Annotated in this window: 15 protein-coding genes; 9 read left to right on the forward strand and 6 right to left on the reverse strand. The window is 68.2% G+C overall.

Annotated elements, in window-relative coordinates:
• Positions 1 to 70: 70 nt before the first annotated feature.
• The 4 genes from MRBLWH12_RS10390 (at position 71) to MRBLWH12_RS10405 (ending at position 5,712) form a co-directional block, all read left to right on the forward strand.
• Positions 71 to 1,354, forward strand: a complete 1,284-nt coding sequence (locus MRBLWH12_RS10390) for an ABC transporter substrate-binding protein (protein WP_341978071.1) — start codon at positions 71 to 73, stop codon at positions 1,352 to 1,354.
• Between the two features lie 10 nt (positions 1,355 to 1,364).
• Positions 1,365 to 2,429 carry a carbohydrate ABC transporter permease gene (locus tag MRBLWH12_RS10395; RefSeq protein ID WP_363548697.1) on the forward strand — a complete coding sequence of 355 codons (1,065 nt, stop codon included), beginning with the start codon at positions 1,365 to 1,367 and terminating at the stop codon, positions 2,427 to 2,429.
• A complete protein-coding gene (locus tag MRBLWH12_RS10400) occupies positions 2,426 to 3,301 on the forward strand; it encodes a carbohydrate ABC transporter permease (protein WP_363548699.1) in 876 nt (291 codons plus the stop codon). Before MRBLWH12_RS10395 ends, MRBLWH12_RS10400 begins: the two co-directional genes overlap by 4 nt.
• 62 nt (positions 3,302 to 3,363) lie before the next feature.
• Complete coding sequence (locus MRBLWH12_RS10405) at positions 3,364 to 5,712, forward strand: beta-glucosidase family protein (protein ID WP_363548701.1); 2,349 nt, start codon at positions 3,364 to 3,366, stop codon at positions 5,710 to 5,712.
• Here the strand turns inward: MRBLWH12_RS10405 and MRBLWH12_RS10410 are convergent.
• Positions 5,690 to 6,175, reverse strand: a complete 486-nt coding sequence (locus tag MRBLWH12_RS10410; protein ID WP_363548703.1) for an FBP domain-containing protein — start codon at positions 6,173 to 6,175, stop codon at positions 5,690 to 5,692. The two genes, MRBLWH12_RS10405 and MRBLWH12_RS10410, sit on opposite strands and share 23 nt — an antisense overlap.
• 312 nt (positions 6,176 to 6,487) lie before the next feature.
• Here MRBLWH12_RS10410 and MRBLWH12_RS10415 point away from each other — a divergent pair, with 312 nt between their 5' ends.
• Complete coding sequence (locus MRBLWH12_RS10415; protein ID WP_363548705.1) at positions 6,488 to 6,835, forward strand: hypothetical protein; 348 nt, start codon at positions 6,488 to 6,490, stop codon at positions 6,833 to 6,835.
• 35 nt (positions 6,836 to 6,870) lie between these two features.
• Here MRBLWH12_RS10415 and MRBLWH12_RS10420 read toward each other — a convergent pair whose 3' ends face one another.
• The gene (locus MRBLWH12_RS10420) at positions 6,871 to 7,245 is read right to left on the reverse strand and encodes a hypothetical protein (protein ID WP_363548707.1); all 375 of its coding nucleotides are present in this window, start codon (positions 7,243 to 7,245) and stop codon (positions 6,871 to 6,873) included.
• Between the two features lie 253 nt (positions 7,246 to 7,498).
• Here MRBLWH12_RS10420 and MRBLWH12_RS10425 point away from each other — a divergent pair, with 253 nt between their 5' ends.
• Complete coding sequence (locus tag MRBLWH12_RS10425; RefSeq protein ID WP_341978058.1) at positions 7,499 to 7,705, forward strand: CsbD family protein; 207 nt, start codon at positions 7,499 to 7,501, stop codon at positions 7,703 to 7,705.
• A gap of 43 nt (positions 7,706 to 7,748) precedes the next feature.
• Here the strand turns inward: MRBLWH12_RS10425 and MRBLWH12_RS10430 are convergent, their stop codons facing one another.
• The gene (locus MRBLWH12_RS10430; RefSeq protein ID WP_341978056.1) at positions 7,749 to 7,913 is read right to left on the reverse strand and encodes a hypothetical protein; all 165 of its coding nucleotides are present in this window, start codon (positions 7,911 to 7,913) and stop codon (positions 7,749 to 7,751) included.
• Between the two features lie 128 nt (positions 7,914 to 8,041).
• Between MRBLWH12_RS10430 and MRBLWH12_RS10435 the strand changes: the two genes are divergently transcribed.
• The 3 genes from MRBLWH12_RS10435 to MRBLWH12_RS10445 all read left to right on the forward strand — a co-directional run bounded on the left by MRBLWH12_RS10435 (position 8,042) and on the right by MRBLWH12_RS10445 (position 10,846).
• The gene (locus MRBLWH12_RS10435) at positions 8,042 to 8,308 is read left to right on the forward strand and encodes a DUF7218 family protein (RefSeq protein ID WP_363548709.1); all 267 of its coding nucleotides are present in this window, start codon (positions 8,042 to 8,044) and stop codon (positions 8,306 to 8,308) included.
• 8 nt (positions 8,309 to 8,316) lie between these two features.
• The gene (locus tag MRBLWH12_RS10440) at positions 8,317 to 9,390 is read left to right on the forward strand and encodes a carboxylate-amine ligase (protein ID WP_363548711.1); all 1,074 of its coding nucleotides are present in this window, start codon (positions 8,317 to 8,319) and stop codon (positions 9,388 to 9,390) included.
• A 61-nt stretch (positions 9,391 to 9,451) separates the two neighbouring features.
• Positions 9,452 to 10,846, forward strand: coding sequence for an MFS transporter (locus MRBLWH12_RS10445; RefSeq protein ID WP_363548713.1), 1,395 nt, complete (start codon positions 9,452 to 9,454; stop codon positions 10,844 to 10,846).
• A 22-nt stretch (positions 10,847 to 10,868) separates the two neighbouring features.
• Here MRBLWH12_RS10445 and MRBLWH12_RS10450 read toward each other — a convergent pair whose 3' ends face one another.
• The 3 genes from MRBLWH12_RS10450 to MRBLWH12_RS10460 all read right to left on the reverse strand — a co-directional run bounded on the left by MRBLWH12_RS10450 (position 10,869) and on the right by MRBLWH12_RS10460 (position 17,574).
• On the reverse strand, positions 10,869 to 12,251 hold the full coding sequence (locus tag MRBLWH12_RS10450; RefSeq protein ID WP_363548715.1) for a HupE/UreJ family protein: 1,383 nt from the start codon (positions 12,249 to 12,251) through the stop codon (positions 10,869 to 10,871).
• Positions 12,241 to 16,677 (reverse strand): LamG-like jellyroll fold domain-containing protein, encoded by a 4,437-nt coding sequence (locus tag MRBLWH12_RS10455; RefSeq protein ID WP_363548717.1) that lies wholly within the window; start codon positions 16,675 to 16,677, stop codon positions 12,241 to 12,243. The genes MRBLWH12_RS10450 and MRBLWH12_RS10455 overlap by 11 nt, the downstream gene beginning before the upstream one ends.
• Before the next feature lie 162 nt (positions 16,678 to 16,839).
• Entirely contained in the window at positions 16,840 to 17,574 is a 735-nt protein-coding gene (locus MRBLWH12_RS10460) for a GntR family transcriptional regulator (RefSeq protein WP_363548719.1), read from the reverse strand.
• Between the last annotated feature and the right edge of the window lie 37 nt (positions 17,575 to 17,611).

Genomic DNA, 17,611 nt, shown 5'->3' on the forward strand with positions numbered 1-17,611 from the left:
CGCGAAGCTCTCCCACGCCTCACCTGACGCTGACGACGACGAGGCCCTCAACGAAGAGAACGGGAATCACATGAAAGCCAACAAGCTCCTGCTGGCATCGGCCATCGTGACCGCGGGCGTTCTCGCCCTCGGCGGATGCAGCGCCCCTCCCGGCGAATCCGCCGACGGCAAGGTCACGCTCACGTTCTGGCAGAACTCGACAACCGGCGACGGCCAGCAGTACTGGAAGGACACGATCGCCGCTTTCGAGGCCAAGTATCCCGACGTCACGGTCAAGATGCAGTCGATCCAGAACGAGGAGATGGACGGCAAGCTGCAGACCTCGCTCAACTCCAACGAGGGTCCGGACATCTTCATGGCGCGCGGCGGAGGAAAACTCGCCGACGTCGTGGAAGCCGGTCAGGTGATGGACATCACCGACAAGATCTCGGATGCCACGAAGTCCGCTGTCAGCAGCTCGCTGTCGGCGTTCGAGATCGACGGCAAGCAGTACGGGGTGCCGACGGCCGTGCTGCCCTCCGGCATCTTCTACTCGGCCGACCTGTTCGAGGCCGCCGGCGTCACGGCGACGCCCACCACGATCGACGAGTTGACCGACGTCACGGCGGAACTTCGCACATCCGGCGTCGCACCTATCGCGGTCGGCGCGAAAGACGCCTGGCCCGCTGCGCACTGGTACTACAACTTCGCCTTGCGTGCGTGCTCGAAAGAGGCGCTCGACGAGGCCGCATCCACCAGGACGTTCGACGATGAGTGCTGGCTGACCGCCGGCGAGAACCTGCAGACGGTCATCGACGCCGAACCCTTCAACGACGGTTTCCTCACGACGACGGCGCAGCAGGGCGCCGGATCTTCCGCGGGCCTGCTCGCCAACCACAAGGCGTCGATGGAACTCATGGGCGCGTGGGACCCGGGCGTGATCGCCTCGCTGACCCCGGATGAGAAGTCGCTGCCCGACCTCGCGTGGTTCCCGTTCCCCGAGGTCGAGGGCGGCGACGGCGAACCCGGCGCCATGATGGGCGGAGTCGACGGGTTCTCGTGCTGGGTCAACGCTCCGAAGGAGTGCGTCGACTTCCTCGACTTCATCGCCGAGAAGGGCAACCAGGAGGCCTACGCGAAGGCGTTCCAGACCGTGCCGGCCTCCTCCGAAGCCCAGGCCGCCGTCACCGACCCGGTGCTGAAGAACATCCTCGACGCCTACAGCGCGGCACCGTACGTCGTCGTGTGGCTGGACACGCTCTACGGCCAGAGCGTGGGCAACGCGCTGAACGTCGCAGTCGTGAACATGTTCGCCGGCCAAGGCACCGCGCAGGACATCGTCGACGCGGTGAACAGCGCCGCCGCGAAGTCCTGAACGGCATCGCATGACTACCACTCGCGTGTCACCGCAGGGCGCTGCGATCGCGCCAGGGACACCGGACTCGGCCGGGGGCGTGCAGGCGCAGCCCCCGGTCGGGCGACCGCCGATCTCCCGGCCGGCGTCGCAGCCACCCCGACGTCGGGGCATCGGTTGGGGAGCCCGTGCCGAACTGATGATCCTGATCGGGCCCGCCCTGATCGTCTTCCTCGCCTTCGTCATCCTTCCCGTCGGCCTGGCCGCGTACTACGGATTCTTCAGCTGGTCCGGCTTCGGGACGCCGACCGACTTCGTCGGTTTCCGCAACTACGTCACGATCCTCAGCGACCCGGCCTTCCACGAGGCGCTCGGCCACAACCTGTTCATCCTGGTGATGTCCCTGGTCCTGCAGGGGCCGATCGCTCTCGTCTTCGCCCTGTTGCTCAACCGCAAACTGCGATTCCAATCGGTCATCCGGGTGCTGATCTTCGTGCCGTACGTGATCTCCGAGGTCGTGGTCGGCATCGGCTGGAGCCTCATGCTGCAGACCGAAGGAGCCTTCAACGGCCTGCTCGAGAAGATCGGGCTGGCCCAGCTGCAGGCGGACTGGCTCTCGGACCCGGCGCTCGCGATCTGGACCCTGATGCTGATCATCACCTGGAAGTACATCGGCTTCGCGGTGATCCTGTTCCTCGCCGGCCTGCAGGGCATCCCCGATGAGCTCTCCGAGGCCGCCGCCATCGACGGTGCGTCGTACTGGCAGGTGCAGCGCCTCATCGTGCTGCCGCTGCTGGGACCGACGATCCGGATCTGGGCGTTCCTGTCGGTGATCGGCTCACTGCAACTGTTCGACCTCGTCTGGATCATCTGGGGTCAGTACGTCTCGTCGACGGCTGGGACCTCGACGATGGCGCCCTACATGGTGGCCAATGGCCGCGGCGCGGGGAGCTTCGGATACGGCAGCGCCGTCGCCGTCGTCCTCTTCCTCATCTCGCTCGCCATCGCGCTGATCTACCAGCGCTTCGTGCTGCGCCGAGACACCGCGGGAGCACTGACCGAGAAACCCGACACGACAGCGGAAGCGACACCATGATGGCCACCGCACTCATCCTCACGTCCGAGCCCCGAGCACGGTATGTCCCCAGCCGGCGCCGTGGCAGCACGTTCCTCATCTACTTCGCCGCGCTGCTCCTGATCGGACTGATGCTGGCTCCGGTCGTCTATACCGTGATCGGCGGATTCCGCACGAACTCCGACATCACTGTCGATCCGTCGGGTCTGCCGTCTGTGTGGCGCTGGGAGAACTTCGTCGACGTTCTCGCCAGCGGCGCCTTCTGGAGGCAGGTGCTCAACTCCACGATCGCCGCGGGGACCACCACCGCGGTCGTGGTCGTCCTCGGCCTCATGGCGGCCTTCGCGCTTTCGCGGTACACGTTCCGCGGACGAGGGGCCCTGTTCGCGCTCTTCACCGCCGGGCTGATGTTCCCGATGACGGTGGCGATCACGCCGCTGTACATCCTGGTGCGCGACCTCGGCCTGTCGAACTCGCTCGCCGGCGTCATCGTCCCGCAGATCGCGTTCGCGCTCCCCGTGACGATCATCATCCTGGTGCCGTTCCTGGCGGCGATTCCGAACGAACTTCAGGAGGCCGCATCGATAGACGGATGCAGCCGCCTCGGGTTCTTCTGGCGGATGGTCATCCCGCTCGCCGTGCCCGGAGTCATCACCGTCGGCATCCTGGCCTTCATCGGGAGCTGGAACAGCTACATGCTGCCGCTGTTCCTGCTCAGCGATGAGCAGCTGTACACGTTGCCGCTGGGGACGCAGGCCTTCGCATCCCAGTACTCGGTGGACACCGCCAAGGTGCTCGCGTTCACGTCGCTCTCGATGATTCCGGCGCTGGTGTTCTTCAGCCTGTTCGAACGACGCATCGTCGGCGGGCTGACCGGCGCGGTCAAGGGCTGAAGCCGACCGGGCGTCACAGGAAAAACCTTCACCAGAGCAATCCCATCAGAACGAAGAAAGAGATGAACGTGCTGCAGCAGACCCCGCGCCCCTTCTCCGCGCGCGTCGAGGCGCTCCTCGCCCGGATGACCCTCGAAGAGAAGCAGGCGCAGCTCGTGGGCTTCTGGGTCGACCAGGGCGATGAGGTCGTGGCGCCGATGTCGGGCGAGAAGAAGACATCGACCCGCTACGAGGAAGCCACATCCGACGGGATCGGTCACCTGACACGGGTGTACGGCACCCGCCCTGTGGCACCGCTGGAGCGGGCGAAGTGGCTCTGGGCCGAACAGCGGCGGCTGCAGCAGGAGACCCGTCTCGGCATACCGGCGCTGGTTCACGAGGAGTGTCTGACCGGCCTTGCCGCGTGGCAGGCGGCCACCTTCCCGACCCCGCTGGCGTGGGGCGCCTCCTTCGACCCCGAGCTCGTCGAGGAGATGGGCCGCGCGATCGGCGGCACGATGCGCGCCCTCGGCATCCATCAGGGCCTGGCGCCTGTGCTCGACGTGATCCGCGATCCGCGGTGGGGTCGGGTCGACGAATGCATCGCGGAGGATCCGCTGGTCGTGGGAGTGCTCGGCACCGCCTACGTCCGCGGCCTGCAGTCCGAAGGCGTGCACGCGACCCTCAAGCACTTCGTCGGATACTCCGCCTCGCAGGCCGGGCGCAATCACGCCCCGGTGCACATCGGCCTCAGGGAGATCGAGGACGTGCTGTTGCCCCCCTTCGAGATGGCGCTGCGCGAAGGCGGAGCACGCAGCGTGATGAATTCCTACACGGACATCGACGGCGTACCGGTCGCCGCCGACCCCCGCTATCTCGACGAGATCCTCCGGGAGCGCTGGGGCTTCGACGGGGTGGTCGTGTCGGACTACTTCGCCGTCGACTTCCTGCGCAGCATGCACCGCGTGGCGGCCGACGCGTCAGAGGCTGCTCGGCTCGCGATCACCGCGGGAATCGACGTCGAGCTCCCCTCACCGGACGCGTACACGACGCTCGCCCAGCAGGTGCGCGACGGCGCGCTCCCGCAGCACATCCTGGACCGGGCAGTCGGTCGAGTGCTCACGCAGAAGGAGGAGCTCGGCCTGCTCGACGCCGACTTCACCGTCGAACCCGCCGTCGTCGACCTCGACCCACCGGCGCACCGCGCGATCGCACGTCGGCTCGCCGAGGAATCGGTCGTGCTCCTGAGCAACGACGGCATCCTCCCGCTCGACCCGACCTCGCCGCGTCGCATCGCGGTGATCGGCCCCAACGCTGACAGCGCGGAGGCATTGATGGGGTGCTATTCGTTCGTCAATCACGTGCTCGTGCACCACCAGGGCACCCCGCCGGGAATCGCCCTGCCGACGGTGCTGGAGTCGTTGCGTGCGGAGTTCCCGGATGCCGAGATCAGCCACGCGCCCGGCTGCGAGGTCGAATCGCCTGATCGTGGCCTGCTCGCGGCAGCCGTCGCGCAGGCAGACACGGCGGACATCGCCATCGTGGTCGTCGGTGACCGTGCCGGCTTGTTCGGGCGCGGCACGGTCGGTGAGGGTAACGACGTCGAGTCGCTCGAGCTTCCCGGGATCCAGCGGGTACTCGTCGAGGCCGTCGTCGCAACAGGCACGCCCGTGATCCTCGTGGCGCTCACGGGGCGCCCGTACGTGTGGGACTGGGCGCTGCCTTCCCTCGACGCCGGTGGAGGGGTGATCACCGGCCTCGGTGCGGTGAACTCCGCGGCGCCGACGGCCGCGGCCACGACTGCCGGCGGAGCGCGGCCGGCCGCCGTCCTGCAGGCGTTCTTCCCCGGCGAGGAGGGCGGACCGGCGATCGCCGCGCTGCTGAGCGGCAGGGTCTCGCCCTCCGGTCGACTGCCGGTCTCGCTTCCTCGATCCGCCGGCGCCCAGCCGTATTCGTATCTGCGCCCGGTGCTCGGCGGAAGGACCGATGTGACCAGCGCCGACTCGACGCCTGTGCGCCCCTTCGGATTCGGCCTGGGTTACACCACGTTCTCGCACGAGCAGCTGACCGTCGACGCATCGGTCGCGGCGGGTGGTAGCTTCCGCGCGTCTGTGGTGGTGCGCAATACCGGCACGACAACGGGCACCGACGTCGTGCAGCTCTACGCGCACGACGAAGTCGCGAGCGTGACCAGACCGCTGGCGCAGCTGATCGGCTTCCAGCGGATCACGCTCGACGCCGGTGCCGAAGAGGTGGTGTGCTTCGAGGTGCCGAGCGATCGCCTCTCCTTCACCGGCGTCGACGGGAACCGGCGGGTCGAGCCCGGACGGATTCAGCTGTGGGTCGGCCGATCGTGCGATGACGAGGAGACGACCACGACGCTCGAGATCGTGTCCCCCGCCGCGCCGCTCAGCCCGTCACAGCCTGGATGAAGCCGGCGACGTGCTCCTGCAGTCGGAGCATCCGCAGATCACGGGCGGTCTCGCGGTCGAAGCCCTCGTAGGCGAGCGGCGGCAGCCGACGCACGTTCGCTGAGCACTCGAAGTTCGCGCAGACGAGCGTGCCGGTGCTGTCGCCCTTGCGCCCAGCGGCACCCGCCTTCCGTGCGGTGAAGAGCTGCACGTCGTTGCGGAGCGTGACGTCGTCGCACCATGAGCACTGGGCACGCGCCACGACGCGCTGCTCCGCGCGCTGCAGGACGATGCCGACGACCCCGTCGGATGTCTCGGCGACCACGTACGCGCGCCGGGGGAACTTCGGATCGGACCATCCGAGGTAGTCCAGACGCTCGAAGTCGACGTCGGCGAAGCCGGGAGGCAGGGTCAGATCGGAGACCTCCTTGCGGGAGGCGTTGCGGAAGCTGGCGCGGATGTCGCGCTCGGTCACGGGAGACATGGGAATCCATTCAAGAGGTGCGCAGCACGCAGGGCGTGTACGCGGGTGTCAGCAGAGGCGCACGCAGGAGACGTGCGATCGGGCGGCGCCGTGGCGCCGAAATCGGAGGCGACGAAGGTCAGCCTCTGCCGCCGGCGCAGTGGACGCCGACGACCTCCGATCTGCCGGAGGGCACTCTGCTCATGATGGACACGCCCGAGATTCTACCCGCCGATCTTGTGATCACTGTGTGTCGTTCCATGTCACCACGGGTTCCGCATCCGCCGACGGCGATCTAACGTTGCCCACACACCATCCAGAAGGAGACCCATCGTGTCCACGCCGCTCAACCGCCTTTCGCCCCTCCAGGTGCGTGAGCGTGCAGCGTGCATGTGCGAGCACGGAGACGTCTGCTCCTCGCTCGCTCCGGGACACGCCCTCCACCTGATCCAGGCGCGGCTGGCGTCGGCGACTCCCGCCGATTGGATCGACGGGATCGTCGAGTCGGCGGATCCCGTGAGCGGTGACCTCGTGGTGCGCACGCTCGACGGTCAGGCCCGCGCGCTCTGGAACGCCTCCGGCGCGGCGCTCGAAGCATCCCCGGGCACCCCGGTCGCGCTCCATGCTCGCTACGGCGTGCTGGCGGTCGGACGCGTGCAGTTCAACGTCGCCACGGCGTGACGGCGTCGGGCTCCTGAGCCCGTCGAGGATGCGGGTCAGGCAGCGATCATCATGTCCTTCATCGCCATGCATGCATCCATGCAGGCCTGGCAGGCCTGAGCGCACATCTTGCAGACTTCGCTGTGGTCGGCGTGCCTCATGCACTCGTCCATGCACATCTGGCACATCGCGATGCAGGCGTTGAGCATCGCCATCATCGAGGCGGGCGTCATGCCCTGCATTCGCATCATCGATCGCATCATGGTGTTGCACATGTCCGCGCAGTTCATGCACGCGGGCGAGCAGTCCATCATCTGCGTCGAGCAGACGGTGCACGCCTGCTCGCACGCCGAACAGGCGTCCATGCACGCCTGCATCACCGACATGTCCATCATGTCCATGCCCGGCATCGCCATCATGTCCTTCGACATGGCGTTCATCATCATCGAGTCCATCGCACACCGCTTCCGTCGTCGGCTTCCGCCGAGTCCCGTGCGGGCAGGTGCACCCGCCTGACGCCAGGCTAGTCCTCGCGATGCCCGGCGTCGATGCTCAATTCCGTTGCCATGCTCGCGGCGTGATTCGGTTGCCATGCTCGCGCGCGGATGTCAATGCCTTGGTGAAGTTCGAGAGGTGGTGCGAGGGTGGCACCTCCACCGAATCTACGAATGAGAGGACGAGGACATGGGACTCGACGACAAGATCAAGAACGCGGCCGAAGAGCTGAGCGGAAAGATCAAGGAGGGTGTCGGGAAGGTCACCGACAACGAGAAGCTGGAAGCCGAAGGAAAGCTCGATCAGGCCAAGGCAGACGCGAAGCAGGCCGGCGAACACGTCAAGGATGCCGCCCGACACGCAGGAAACAGCGTCCGCGACGGCCTCAAGGACTGAGAAAAAGGGCCCGCCTTCCGGCGGGCCCTTTCTTCTCCGGTCGTCAGACGCTGCGCTTTCCGCTGACCGCGCGGATCAGCCAAGCGATGACGGCGATCGCCAGCAGGACCAGGCCGACCCACAGCAGAAACTGGAGCGACTGGACGAGCCCACCGGTGATCGCAAGGATCACGGCGACGACGACGACGATGATCAACAGGATGTTCATCAGATTTCCCTTTCTGCCAGGGGCGACGAGCGCCCGTGTTCGGTGACTCACCGTAGCGACGAACGCCCGCTACGACTCAGGGGGTTGACTCAGGGCCCTACAAGTGCCTGTGAAAGGAGTAGGGGACCATGCCGACACGGCGGAACTCCTCATTGAAGGATCCGGAACTGTACGAAGAGTTGCGCGACGACGGCGCGTCCAAGGAGAAGGCAGCGCGGATCTCGAATGCCGCCGCCAAAGAGGGACGCAGCGCGATCGGTCGTCGCGGCGGCGAGCACGGCGACTACGACGACTGGACCGTCCCCGCGTTGCGCAAGCGCGCGAAGGAACTGGGCCTCACCGGCTATAGCCGCAAACGGAAGTCCGAGCTGATCTCCGCTCTGAGAGATCACTGAGGCGCGCCATGGCCAAGTTCGGGGTGGAGGAGGAGTTCGTCCTCCTCGATGAGGAATCGCTCGTACCGCTCGCGCTCGGCGACGGATCGAGGGAGCGCATCACCGCAAGCAGCACGCTCGGCTCCGTGACGCCGGAGTATCTGACCTGCCAGCTGGAGTGCGCGACGGATCCGGTTACGACGCGCGAGGATGCCGAAGCACAACTGCGCCACCTTCGCGGCCTGCTCGGCGCGCACACCGCGGGACAGTCCGTGATCGCTGCGGCATCCGGAACTCCGTTCGCTTCGACCCACACGCTTGCCGTCTCCCCCTCCCCGCACTACGACGATGTGTCCGCGCACCTCGCGCACATCACCCGCGAGCACGCGGTGAACGGCCTCCACGTGCACGTCGAGGTCACCGACGACGAAGAGCGGATCCGCGCACTCAATCGGGTGCGCGGATGGTTGCCCGTGCTCCTGGCCCTCACCGGGAACAGCCCGTTCGTGGACGGCGTGCATTCCGGCTTCGCCAGCTGGCGCAGCATCCTGATCCGGCGTCTCCCCTCGTCCTGGTGTCCTCCGCGATTCCGGGACCTCACCGACTACCGAGCGCACATCGCGCAACTGGTCGATCTGCAGGCGGTGCCGGATCCGGCATCCCTCGCCTGGGCCGTGCGCCTGTCCGACCGCTTTCCGACGGTCGAGGTGCGCGTGTTCGATGCCCAGCTCCTGCCGGAGGACACTGTTTTCGCTGCGGCGCTCAGCCGTGCGATCGTCCTGACCGACGACCGGGTGTCGATCGGTGAGATCGACGGCATCGACGCCTCGCTCTGGATGGCCGCGCGCAGCGGGATGGACGCGCGCGTCGTCGATCCCACAACGGGAGCGGTCGCCGACGCCTGGCAGGTGGCGGGACGGATGCTGGACGCGACCCGCCCCGTGCTCGCGGAGCTCGGCGACGAGGAGTTCGTGGCGGAGCACCTCGAACGGATCCGCCGCCACGGGACCGGCGCGCAGCGGCAGTTGCAGGCGTTCGCGCGTGCCGGCATCGACGGTCTGCGCGACCTGTACCGGGAGGGCACCCCCGCACTCTCCCCGTGACCGTCGAGCCGGTTCCGCGCTCACGGCCCCCGGCGTCCTCGGCCGGGAGTAGGGTCGGGCCGTGACATCCTTCGCCCCGCTCCAGCGGCTCGTGATCACGATCGCCGTTCTCGCCTCTTTCGTGACGTTCCTCGACGGCACCGTCGTCACGGTCGCTCTCCCGGCGATCAGCCGCGAACTCGGCGGCGGCATCACTACCCAGCAGTGGGTCGTCGACGCGTACCTGATCACGCTCAGCGCTCTGATCCTGCTCGCCGGCTCCGTATCCGATGCCTATGGCCGCGTCATGGTGATGCGGGTCGGGCTCATCGCCTTCGGCGTGGCATCCGTCGCCGTCGCCGCCGCACCCGACCCGCTCATCCTCATCATCGCCCGTGCCCTGCAGGGTGCGGCCGGAGCCCTGCTCGTGCCGAGTTCGCTGGCGCTGATCACGGCGACGATGCGCGCCGACGTGCAAGCGCGCGCCATCGGGGTGTGGACCGCGTTCACGACCGCGGCGATGCTCGTCGGTCCGCTCCTCGGCGGCTTGTTCGTCGACTTCCTCTCCTGGCGGCTCGTCTTCCTGATCAATGTCATCCCGATCGGCATCACGCTGCTGCTCCTGGCGCGACTGCATCTGCCGCATCAACCACGCGGCGCTCGCGTCGACTGGTGGAGCGGTGCGCTGTGCGCCATCGGACTCGGCGCCGTCGTCTTCGCGCTCATCGAACAGCCGAACCTCGGCTGGCAGTCACCGGCGATCTGGATCCCCGGCGTCGTCGGGGCGGCCCTGTTCGCGCTGTTCCTGGTGCGGCAGGAGCATTCGCCGGCCCCGCTCATGCCGCTGTCGCTGTTCCGGGTGCGCAACTTCGGTTGGGGCAACCTCGCGACACTTTTCGTCTATGCGGCGCTCGCGCTCAATGGCTTCGTCGTCGGTGTGTATCTGCAGCAGGGCGCCGGACTCAGCGCAACTGCTGCGGGGCTCGCCAGCCTGCCTCTGACGATCCTGATGATCCTGCTCAGTTCACGAGCCGGCGCATGGGCCGGCCGGTTCGGGCCACGGATCTTCATGACGGTCGGGCCCCTGCTGATGGCGGCCGGTGCCCTGCTGCTGCTCACCGTCGGTTCGGATTTCGACTACTGGTGGCAGGTGCTCCCGGCGATGATCGTGATGGGTCTCGGCCTGTCCCTCACCGTCGCTCCCCTCACCTCGGCGATCCTCGGCGCGATCGACGAGGCGCACTCCGGCATCGCGTCGGCGGTGAACAACGCGGTGGCCAGGGTCGCCGGTCTCCTCGTCGTCGCCGTGCTGTCGACCATCGTGGGCGGCACGCTCGACCTCGACGGCTTCCACAGCGCAGCGTGGGTGACGGCGGCGCTGATGGCGCTCGGCGGCATCGTGTCCTGGATCGGCATCCGACGCAACCCGGTGGAGGCTGAGCCTGAGGGCGCCGCCCCCACGGCACAGGAGGGGTGAGCGCCCCTCACTCAGCCGCCCGTCATCCCAGGCTGAGGAGCCGTTCGACGAACCAGAAGAGTCCGACGGCGGCCACGGCGATCTCGATCCACAGCGGCACCCGCGGGAGTCGGCGTCGCACCCAGAGCAGGAGCGGGAAGGCGACCGCGATGATGAGCAGCTGCGCCAGCTCGATGCCCACGTTGAACACGAGGAGCGCGCCGAGCAGGCCCCACGAGAACGGTTCGTCGATGCCGAGCGCGCCCGCGAAGCCGACCCCGTGGATCAGTCCGAACGCGAAGACGACCGCGACCCGCACCAGGTCCGACCGGCTGAATCCGCGGCGCGCATCGTGCCGACCGTGTGGTGCTGCGGTGGCGACACGTTCGCGTACAGCCAGACCGCCCGCGGTCCGGGGCGCGCCGGCAGCGGATGCGGCGGCCTGCCGCCCGGCGGAATCCGCGCGCGAGGAGTCGACCGGCACTCCTGCGTCGATCCGACCGCGTCGGTGCACCCAGACACTCCAGAGCGCCACGACGGCGATCGAGAGCGCGATGATCGGCTCCACGATGGCTGCGGGGATGCTCACGACGCCCAGCGCGGCCAGCACGAACGTCAGCGAGTGGGCGACGGTGAACGCCGTGGCGACCACGACGATGTCGCGCAGGCGACGCGATCCGGCGATGAGCGCGAGCAGGAACAGGAGGTGATCCGGGCCGAGCAGCAGATGCTCGGCACCCAGGATCAGGAAATCCCCCATCTGGGATCCCCAGTCCTGCGTCGTGGTCATCGTCGGATCCGTATCGGTGTCGAGGTTCGTGACACCGGAGCCAGAGCGGAGGTCGTAGCTGACGATCGTCGTCGTCTTGCCCCCCGGCGCAGTACCCGGGAACAGCTCCGTGCCGATCCGATACACCGCCGGCGCCGCGCCGACCTCCGAGCGGCAGTCGGAATCCACGACGATCCGCGCGTACGGAACACCATCACGCAGTGTGATCGCGTACGGCTCGGCGAGCGCGTTCCGGCAGGGATCCGACGCGGTGCCGGCATCCGCGCCCGCTGCCTCCACCGTGACGGAATAGCGCGGCAGGATGTAGCCGAGCACCGTGTCGGAGTGCTCTTCCAGCACAGCGGTCGTGAGCTTCGACGCGTCACGCCCTGATGCCTGCACGTCGGCATAGGCCTCCGCCTCGAACGCGCTGTCGCCCATCTCTCTGGCACCGTCGGTCGCGAGCAGCACGTACTCGATCTCGAGAACCGTGCGCACGAGGCCCCGCTCGGGTTCGGTCACCTCGGCGAACACCGTCGCGGCATAACTGTGTGCAGCGGCGGGAGCGGCAGGGAGGAGGAAGCAGGCGGCGGCGAGGGCGCACAGGAGCACGCGCAGTGCGCGCGCGCTCCTGGCGCGTCGTGATTCAGTACGCACCGAGGTCCACCCATGCCGAGTGCTTGGGCTTCGCGGCACCGGGCTCCTGGCCGCGGGTCCACCACGATGCGCGATAGAGGTGCCCCTTGTGCGCCACGGTCTCGCCGCCCGTGTAGATCCAGGACGAGGTCCAGGCGCGCACGACGCCGCGCGAGGTACCCACCTCGACGCCGCGTTCGGCCCAGGCCCCGTTGCGGTCGGCGCCACCCGGCACGTTGCCCTTCGTCCACCACTGCGCCACGAACACGCGACCCGAGTGCAGCACCGTGTCGCCGGCCCCGTAGACCTGTCCTGACTTCCAGACCGGGAGCGCCCTGACCTGCACGGGCGCCGACTCGGCCACGCCGGGCGCGAGATCCGCGCCGTTCGCCGTCACGGTCACCGCGACCTCGGCGCCGTTGAGCGCCGGCCCGACCTTCAGCTGGGAACCGGTCTCCCCGGAGAGCTCCTCGCCGTCCGCACTCCACTGGTACGTGAAGGTCAGCCCGTCCGCATCCCACTCGCCAGGGTTCACGAAGAGGATGCCGCCGACCTCGGCCGTTCCGGTGATGCTCGGCGCCACGGTGGCGACCGGCGCCGGCAGCTCCACGGTGACGACGTAGTCGGCAGTGGTGGTGTTGCCGGCGGCATCGGCAGCCGTGTACGTCAGCGTGTACTCGCCCGCAGTCGGCGGCACGATGACGCCCGGTTCGAGCGGCACGTCCGTTCCGATCGGTCCGGACACCGTGATCGCGACGGTGGCCGAACCCGAGTCGTCTCCGGCGACGCCGGCCGGCACGGTGTACTCGGCACCAGGGATCGCGGTCGAAGCGGGTTCGGGGACGACCTCCAGCAGCGGCGGCGTCACGTCGTTGGTCTTCAATGCGGCCGCAGCGAGCCGCGTGATGTCGCTCACCGATGGCACATCGCCGTAGATGTTCGCCGTCGCGATGACACCCTCGAACGGGTACTCGACGGCCCCAGACGAGGAGATGTCGCCGCCGATCACGAAGGAGCGTGCGGCTCCCGACGGGTTCTGCACCTTGCCGCCTCCGGCTGCGACGGCCGAACCGGCCTCGCGCCCGTCGACGTAGACGCGCAGGTCGCCGCTCTGGGCGTCGTACGTCGCCACGATGTGCGTCCACTTCCCCGCCGTGACCGCGTTCTCGGCCCGTGCGACGACGTACTTGCCGCCGACGCGTACCCACAGCTCGGGCGTCACCTTGCCGGGCTGGGTGCCTGGCAGCATCTCCAGCCCCTGACCCGAGCTCTGGGTGTTCGAGATCATGTCGCGCTCGGCGGTGATCGCCGGCACCTGGAAGACCGACTCGATGGCGAAGCCATCCTCCGTCTTCGCATAGTCGGAGTCGGACCAGGGGATGCGCGCGCCCTCGGCGGAGCTGGCCGTGAACGTCGCCGCCTCGCTGCCGAGTGCGGCATCCACCGCCACCGCCGCTGTGCCCGCGGTGACGGCATGCGCACCAGGCGACCGATCGACGGGCTTGCCGCCGACGTAGTCGAGATCGAGCAGGTCCGCGACCGGAAGCGGCTCGAGCAGCTCGGCCAATTCCGCCGACCCGTTCACGGCGGTCACCGTGAACGTCTTCTGCGTCTGGCGCGCGGCCGCGTCGGTGATCACATAGGTGACCGTGTGCGCGCCCGGCGCGGTCGGGGTGAAGGCGAAACGGCCGCCGCTCGTGCGGGTGACGTCGATGACGCCGCCCGACGGATCGGTCACCTCGACGGCGACCTTGACGACGCCCGAGTTGTCCACCGCCTGCGGAGCCGGGGCGATGTAGGCGTGGCCCACCACCGCATTCGCACCGGGTGCGGGGACGACCTGCACCTGGGGCGGGGTCTCGTCGAGCAGCTTCAGCTCGCGGTTGGCCACCCGGTACACGTTCTTGACCGAGAGCGCGGTGCTGTAGATCTCCGCACTCGCGATGCGGCCGTTGAAGGTGGCGTCATCGAGCGAACCGCTCGTGTTCGCGTCTCCGCCGATCGTCATATAGCGGGCTTCGGCGCTGGTCGGCTTGACCGGGAACGTGACGCTGTCCGCCGAAGACACCTCGAGACCATCGACGTACAGACGCGCGTCCGTGCCGTCGTACCACCCGGTGACGTGGTACCAGGTGCCGTACTCCAGTTGCACGGTCGGGCGGGGGTTCGAGTACCAGAACTCCAGGTCGAAGTTCTCCGCGGAGGACGTGCGCACCGCTTCGAGACCGATACCGCCGCCCTGCATGCCGCCGAAGATGTCGACGTAGCCGCCGACCGGCTTGTCGATCGAGTCGACCTTGAAGGTGACGTCGAGTGTGAAACCGTCCTGGAGTCGTGCGTAGTCCGCATCGCTCCACGCCGCTGTACGGATGGCGGATGCCGTGCCCTGCGCGCCGACCGCGACCTGAGCTCCCAGGTCGACATCGTCGGCGACCTTCGCCGCGCTGCCTGCCGTCAACGTCCACGCCTTGGGCGAGGCATCCGCCGCCTTGCCGTCGGCGAAGGAGACGTCGAGCAGGTCGGCCTTCGGCATCTGCTCGCGCAGATCGTCAAAGGTGAGGGATGCCGGGTCGAAGGGCGGGTCCACCGGTCCTGTCGAACCGCTGGTCGTGAACCGCGCTGTGAGGGGCGCGCCCTCCTTGCCCCAGGCGTTGATCGGGGTGACTCTGACCTCGTAGTCGCGCGACGGGCGCAGGTTCCACACCTCGTGATTGCGGTTCGCCGGCATCGGCAGGTTGTAGAAGCCCGACCACTGCAGGAAGGTGTTGACGGTCTGACCCGAGGCCACGTCGACCGTGGTGTAGCGGTACTTGTGCACGATGTCCTGCACGGTGTTGGGTGCCGGTACCGCCTGCGGGAAGGCGACCATGGCCTTGTCCTCCGCGATCCCGTCGACGGCCACCGCGGAGCCTGCTGGCCACACGGGCGCCTGGCTCAGGCTCGCACGGTGGGTGTTGTTGAGCGGGAAGCGCTCGTCGTAGCTCTTGCTGGTGTCGGCGGACGCAGCGACATCCCACGACCAGGTCTGATCGATCCACTCGTCGGCGAGCAGATCATAGTTCTTGATCGTGACCTTCGAACCGGTGATCTCGACGATGGCCGTCTGACGGTTGTTGCCGGCGTCATCCGGCGTCGTGTCATTGGAGCGGCTGGTCGGGCTGGTGTTCACGACACCGGACTCGAACTCGTAGTAGGCCAGCGGCGGGGCATTCACCGTCGTGAAGCCCTTGCCCGCCTTGTCGCCGCTGCGATCCTCCTGCCCCTGCCAGACCGAGGTCGGGATGTTCTGCGGCGTGTGGATGTGGCCGCCCCAGACGACTGCCTGGGGGAAATCGTCGAACACCGACTGCAGCGTGTCGCCGCATCCGCTCGACAGCCCCGTGCCGTACCACTCGTTCGAGACGTAGTGCGTGCACTGCAGCGGGTGGTGCACCAGCACGATGACGGGCTTCGTGGGGTCTTCGGCCGTGGCGGCCGCGAGTCGCTGCTGCAGCCAGGATGCGGCGTAGGCGTAGTTTCCGGAGCTCGCCGACGAGGGCTTGCCCGTCGTCGGGTCGAGGGTCCCGGCGCCCGGCGACACGGTGATGAAGTGGTAGCCGTTGATCGTGTAGTCCGCGTTCGGCTTCTGCCCTCCGGTGGCCTGCGTGAACAGGTCGTACGAGGAGATGGCGGCGACATCGTGGTTTCCCAGCGAGGCGACGAGCTTGATGCCGAGGCCGGCCTTGGAATCGAGGGTGGACTTCAATCCGGCGTACTCGCTCGCGGTGGCGTTGTTCGTCAGGTCACCCACGAACAGCGCGGTGTCGACGTTCTCGGCCTTCCAGAAGTCGTACGCCTCGGCGAGTTCGCTCCAGTTGTTGTGGATGTCGCCGATCGCTGCGAAGCGGATGTCGGGTTCGCCCGCAGCGGGAGCCACCTCGGTCGATTCGGATGCGGGTGCGGATGCCTCGGGCGCCTGCTGTTCGACCGCGCCCCCGATGACCGCGACGACCTGCGTCTCCTGAGTGATCTCGCCGGCGGCATCCGTCGCCGAGAAGGCGACCTCGTAGTCGCCCGCGAGGGCCGGCGTGAACCGGTAGAGGCCGTCGTCGCCCGGGCTCACCGCGGCGACCACTCCGTCGGGGCTGGTCACCGTGACGACGAGTTCACCCTCGAGTCCGGTGGGCGCGGAGAACGCGATCACGTCGCCGAGCGAGGCGCTCGCCGGCACTGGCGTCGCGTCTCCGGTCCGGGCGCCGAGTGGCGCTTCGGCGTTCGGTGTCGGTGCCGGCGTGCTCGTCGGCACCGCGGAGGGCGACGCGGCAGCCGGAGCGAGCGGCGTCGACGAGGCGTAGGCGGGAGTGACGACACTGACGGCGAGCGCCGTCGTCGTGGCGACGATCAGTGCCGCGCGACGCCAGGAACGGCGGGCGGCGGCGGGAGAGGTGGGGGCAGGGGGCTGCGACACGATACGTCCTTCGGGTGACCTGGGTCGGAACCCTGCCAGAACACCGGCCGAACGTGTCCATCGGGTGAACGCGACGAGACGTCTGGGCGACAGAGACGAGGGATCGAGCGAATCCGACAGCCCACTGCGCACAGTGGGCTTTTCCGGATGCCCGGGACGCGATCAGCGCGTGTCCGGCCACTCCGCCGCGCCTGCAGCCTGTCCCTTGAACGAGATCGTGTGCGGCAGATATCGGTCTTCACCGCATTCGACCGGTCGTCCGTCCGCGGCGTAGGTCTCGCGGCGCACCTGCAGCATCGGGCTCGAGCGACGCACATGGAGCAGCCGCGCGTCTTCACTCGAGGCGGCGACGGCTTCGATGCGGTGATCGCCGTGGGTGATGACGATGCCGGCATCGGCGAGCAGCCGCGTGGTGGAGACGGCGTCGTCGGGCATGCGCTCGATGTGTCCGATCACCCAGGGGGCCCAGGTCGAACGTTCGATCATGACCTCGCGCCCCTCCAGAGTGCGCACCCTGACGACATACAGCACCTGTGCGGCCGTGCCGATCCCCAGCAATCGAGCCTCGCGTGGCGTGGCCCGCCGCAGCTCTCGCGAAAAGACGCGGCCGCCGGGTGTCCTGCCCCACCCCCGCGCCCACTGCGCGAACGAGATCATGCGGTCGAAGCCGTGCGGCTGCGCTGAGGTCACGAACCAGCCCGAGCCGCGGCGCGATTCGATCAAGCCCTGTCGAGCGAGCGCGGCGAGCGCACCGCGAACGGCGCCGCGCGATGCCCCCTGCCGCGTGGCGAGCTCGACTTCGGTGGGCAGGCGCGCTCCTGCCGAGAACTCGCCGGAGAGGACCATCGCTCGCAGCTCGCCGACCGCATCGATCTCACCGGCATCCGCGCGCACCACGCCGGCCATTCTATGGCCGGCGTTCCGCGTCCCCGTT

The sequence above is a fragment of the Microbacterium sp. LWH12-1.2 genome (genome assembly GCF_040675825.1).
Taxonomy (GTDB): domain Bacteria; phylum Actinomycetota; class Actinomycetes; order Actinomycetales; family Microbacteriaceae; genus Microbacterium.

Coding starts and splice junctions, on each gene's coding strand:
- MRBLWH12_RS10390 (WP_341978071.1), top strand. CDS start 71: ATGAAAGCCAACAAGCTCCTGCTGGCATCGGCCATCGTGACCGCGGGC.
- MRBLWH12_RS10395 (WP_363548697.1), top strand. CDS start 1,365: ATGACTACCACTCGCGTGTCACCGCAGGGCGCTGCGATCGCGCCAGGG.
- MRBLWH12_RS10400 (WP_363548699.1), top strand. CDS start 2,426: ATGATGGCCACCGCACTCATCCTCACGTCCGAGCCCCGAGCACGGTAT.
- MRBLWH12_RS10405 (WP_363548701.1), top strand. CDS start 3,364: ATGAACGTGCTGCAGCAGACCCCGCGCCCCTTCTCCGCGCGCGTCGAG.
- MRBLWH12_RS10410 (WP_363548703.1), bottom strand. CDS start 6,175: ATGTCTCCCGTGACCGAGCGCGACATCCGCGCCAGCTTCCGCAACGCC.
- MRBLWH12_RS10420 (WP_363548707.1), bottom strand. CDS start 7,245: ATGTCGAAGGACATGATGGCGATGCCGGGCATGGACATGATGGACATG.
- MRBLWH12_RS10425 (WP_341978058.1), top strand. CDS start 7,499: ATGGGACTCGACGACAAGATCAAGAACGCGGCCGAAGAGCTGAGCGGA.
- MRBLWH12_RS10430 (WP_341978056.1), bottom strand. CDS start 7,913: ATGAACATCCTGTTGATCATCGTCGTCGTCGTCGCCGTGATCCTTGCG.
- MRBLWH12_RS10435 (WP_363548709.1), top strand. CDS start 8,042: ATGCCGACACGGCGGAACTCCTCATTGAAGGATCCGGAACTGTACGAA.
- MRBLWH12_RS10440 (WP_363548711.1), top strand. CDS start 8,317: ATGGCCAAGTTCGGGGTGGAGGAGGAGTTCGTCCTCCTCGATGAGGAA.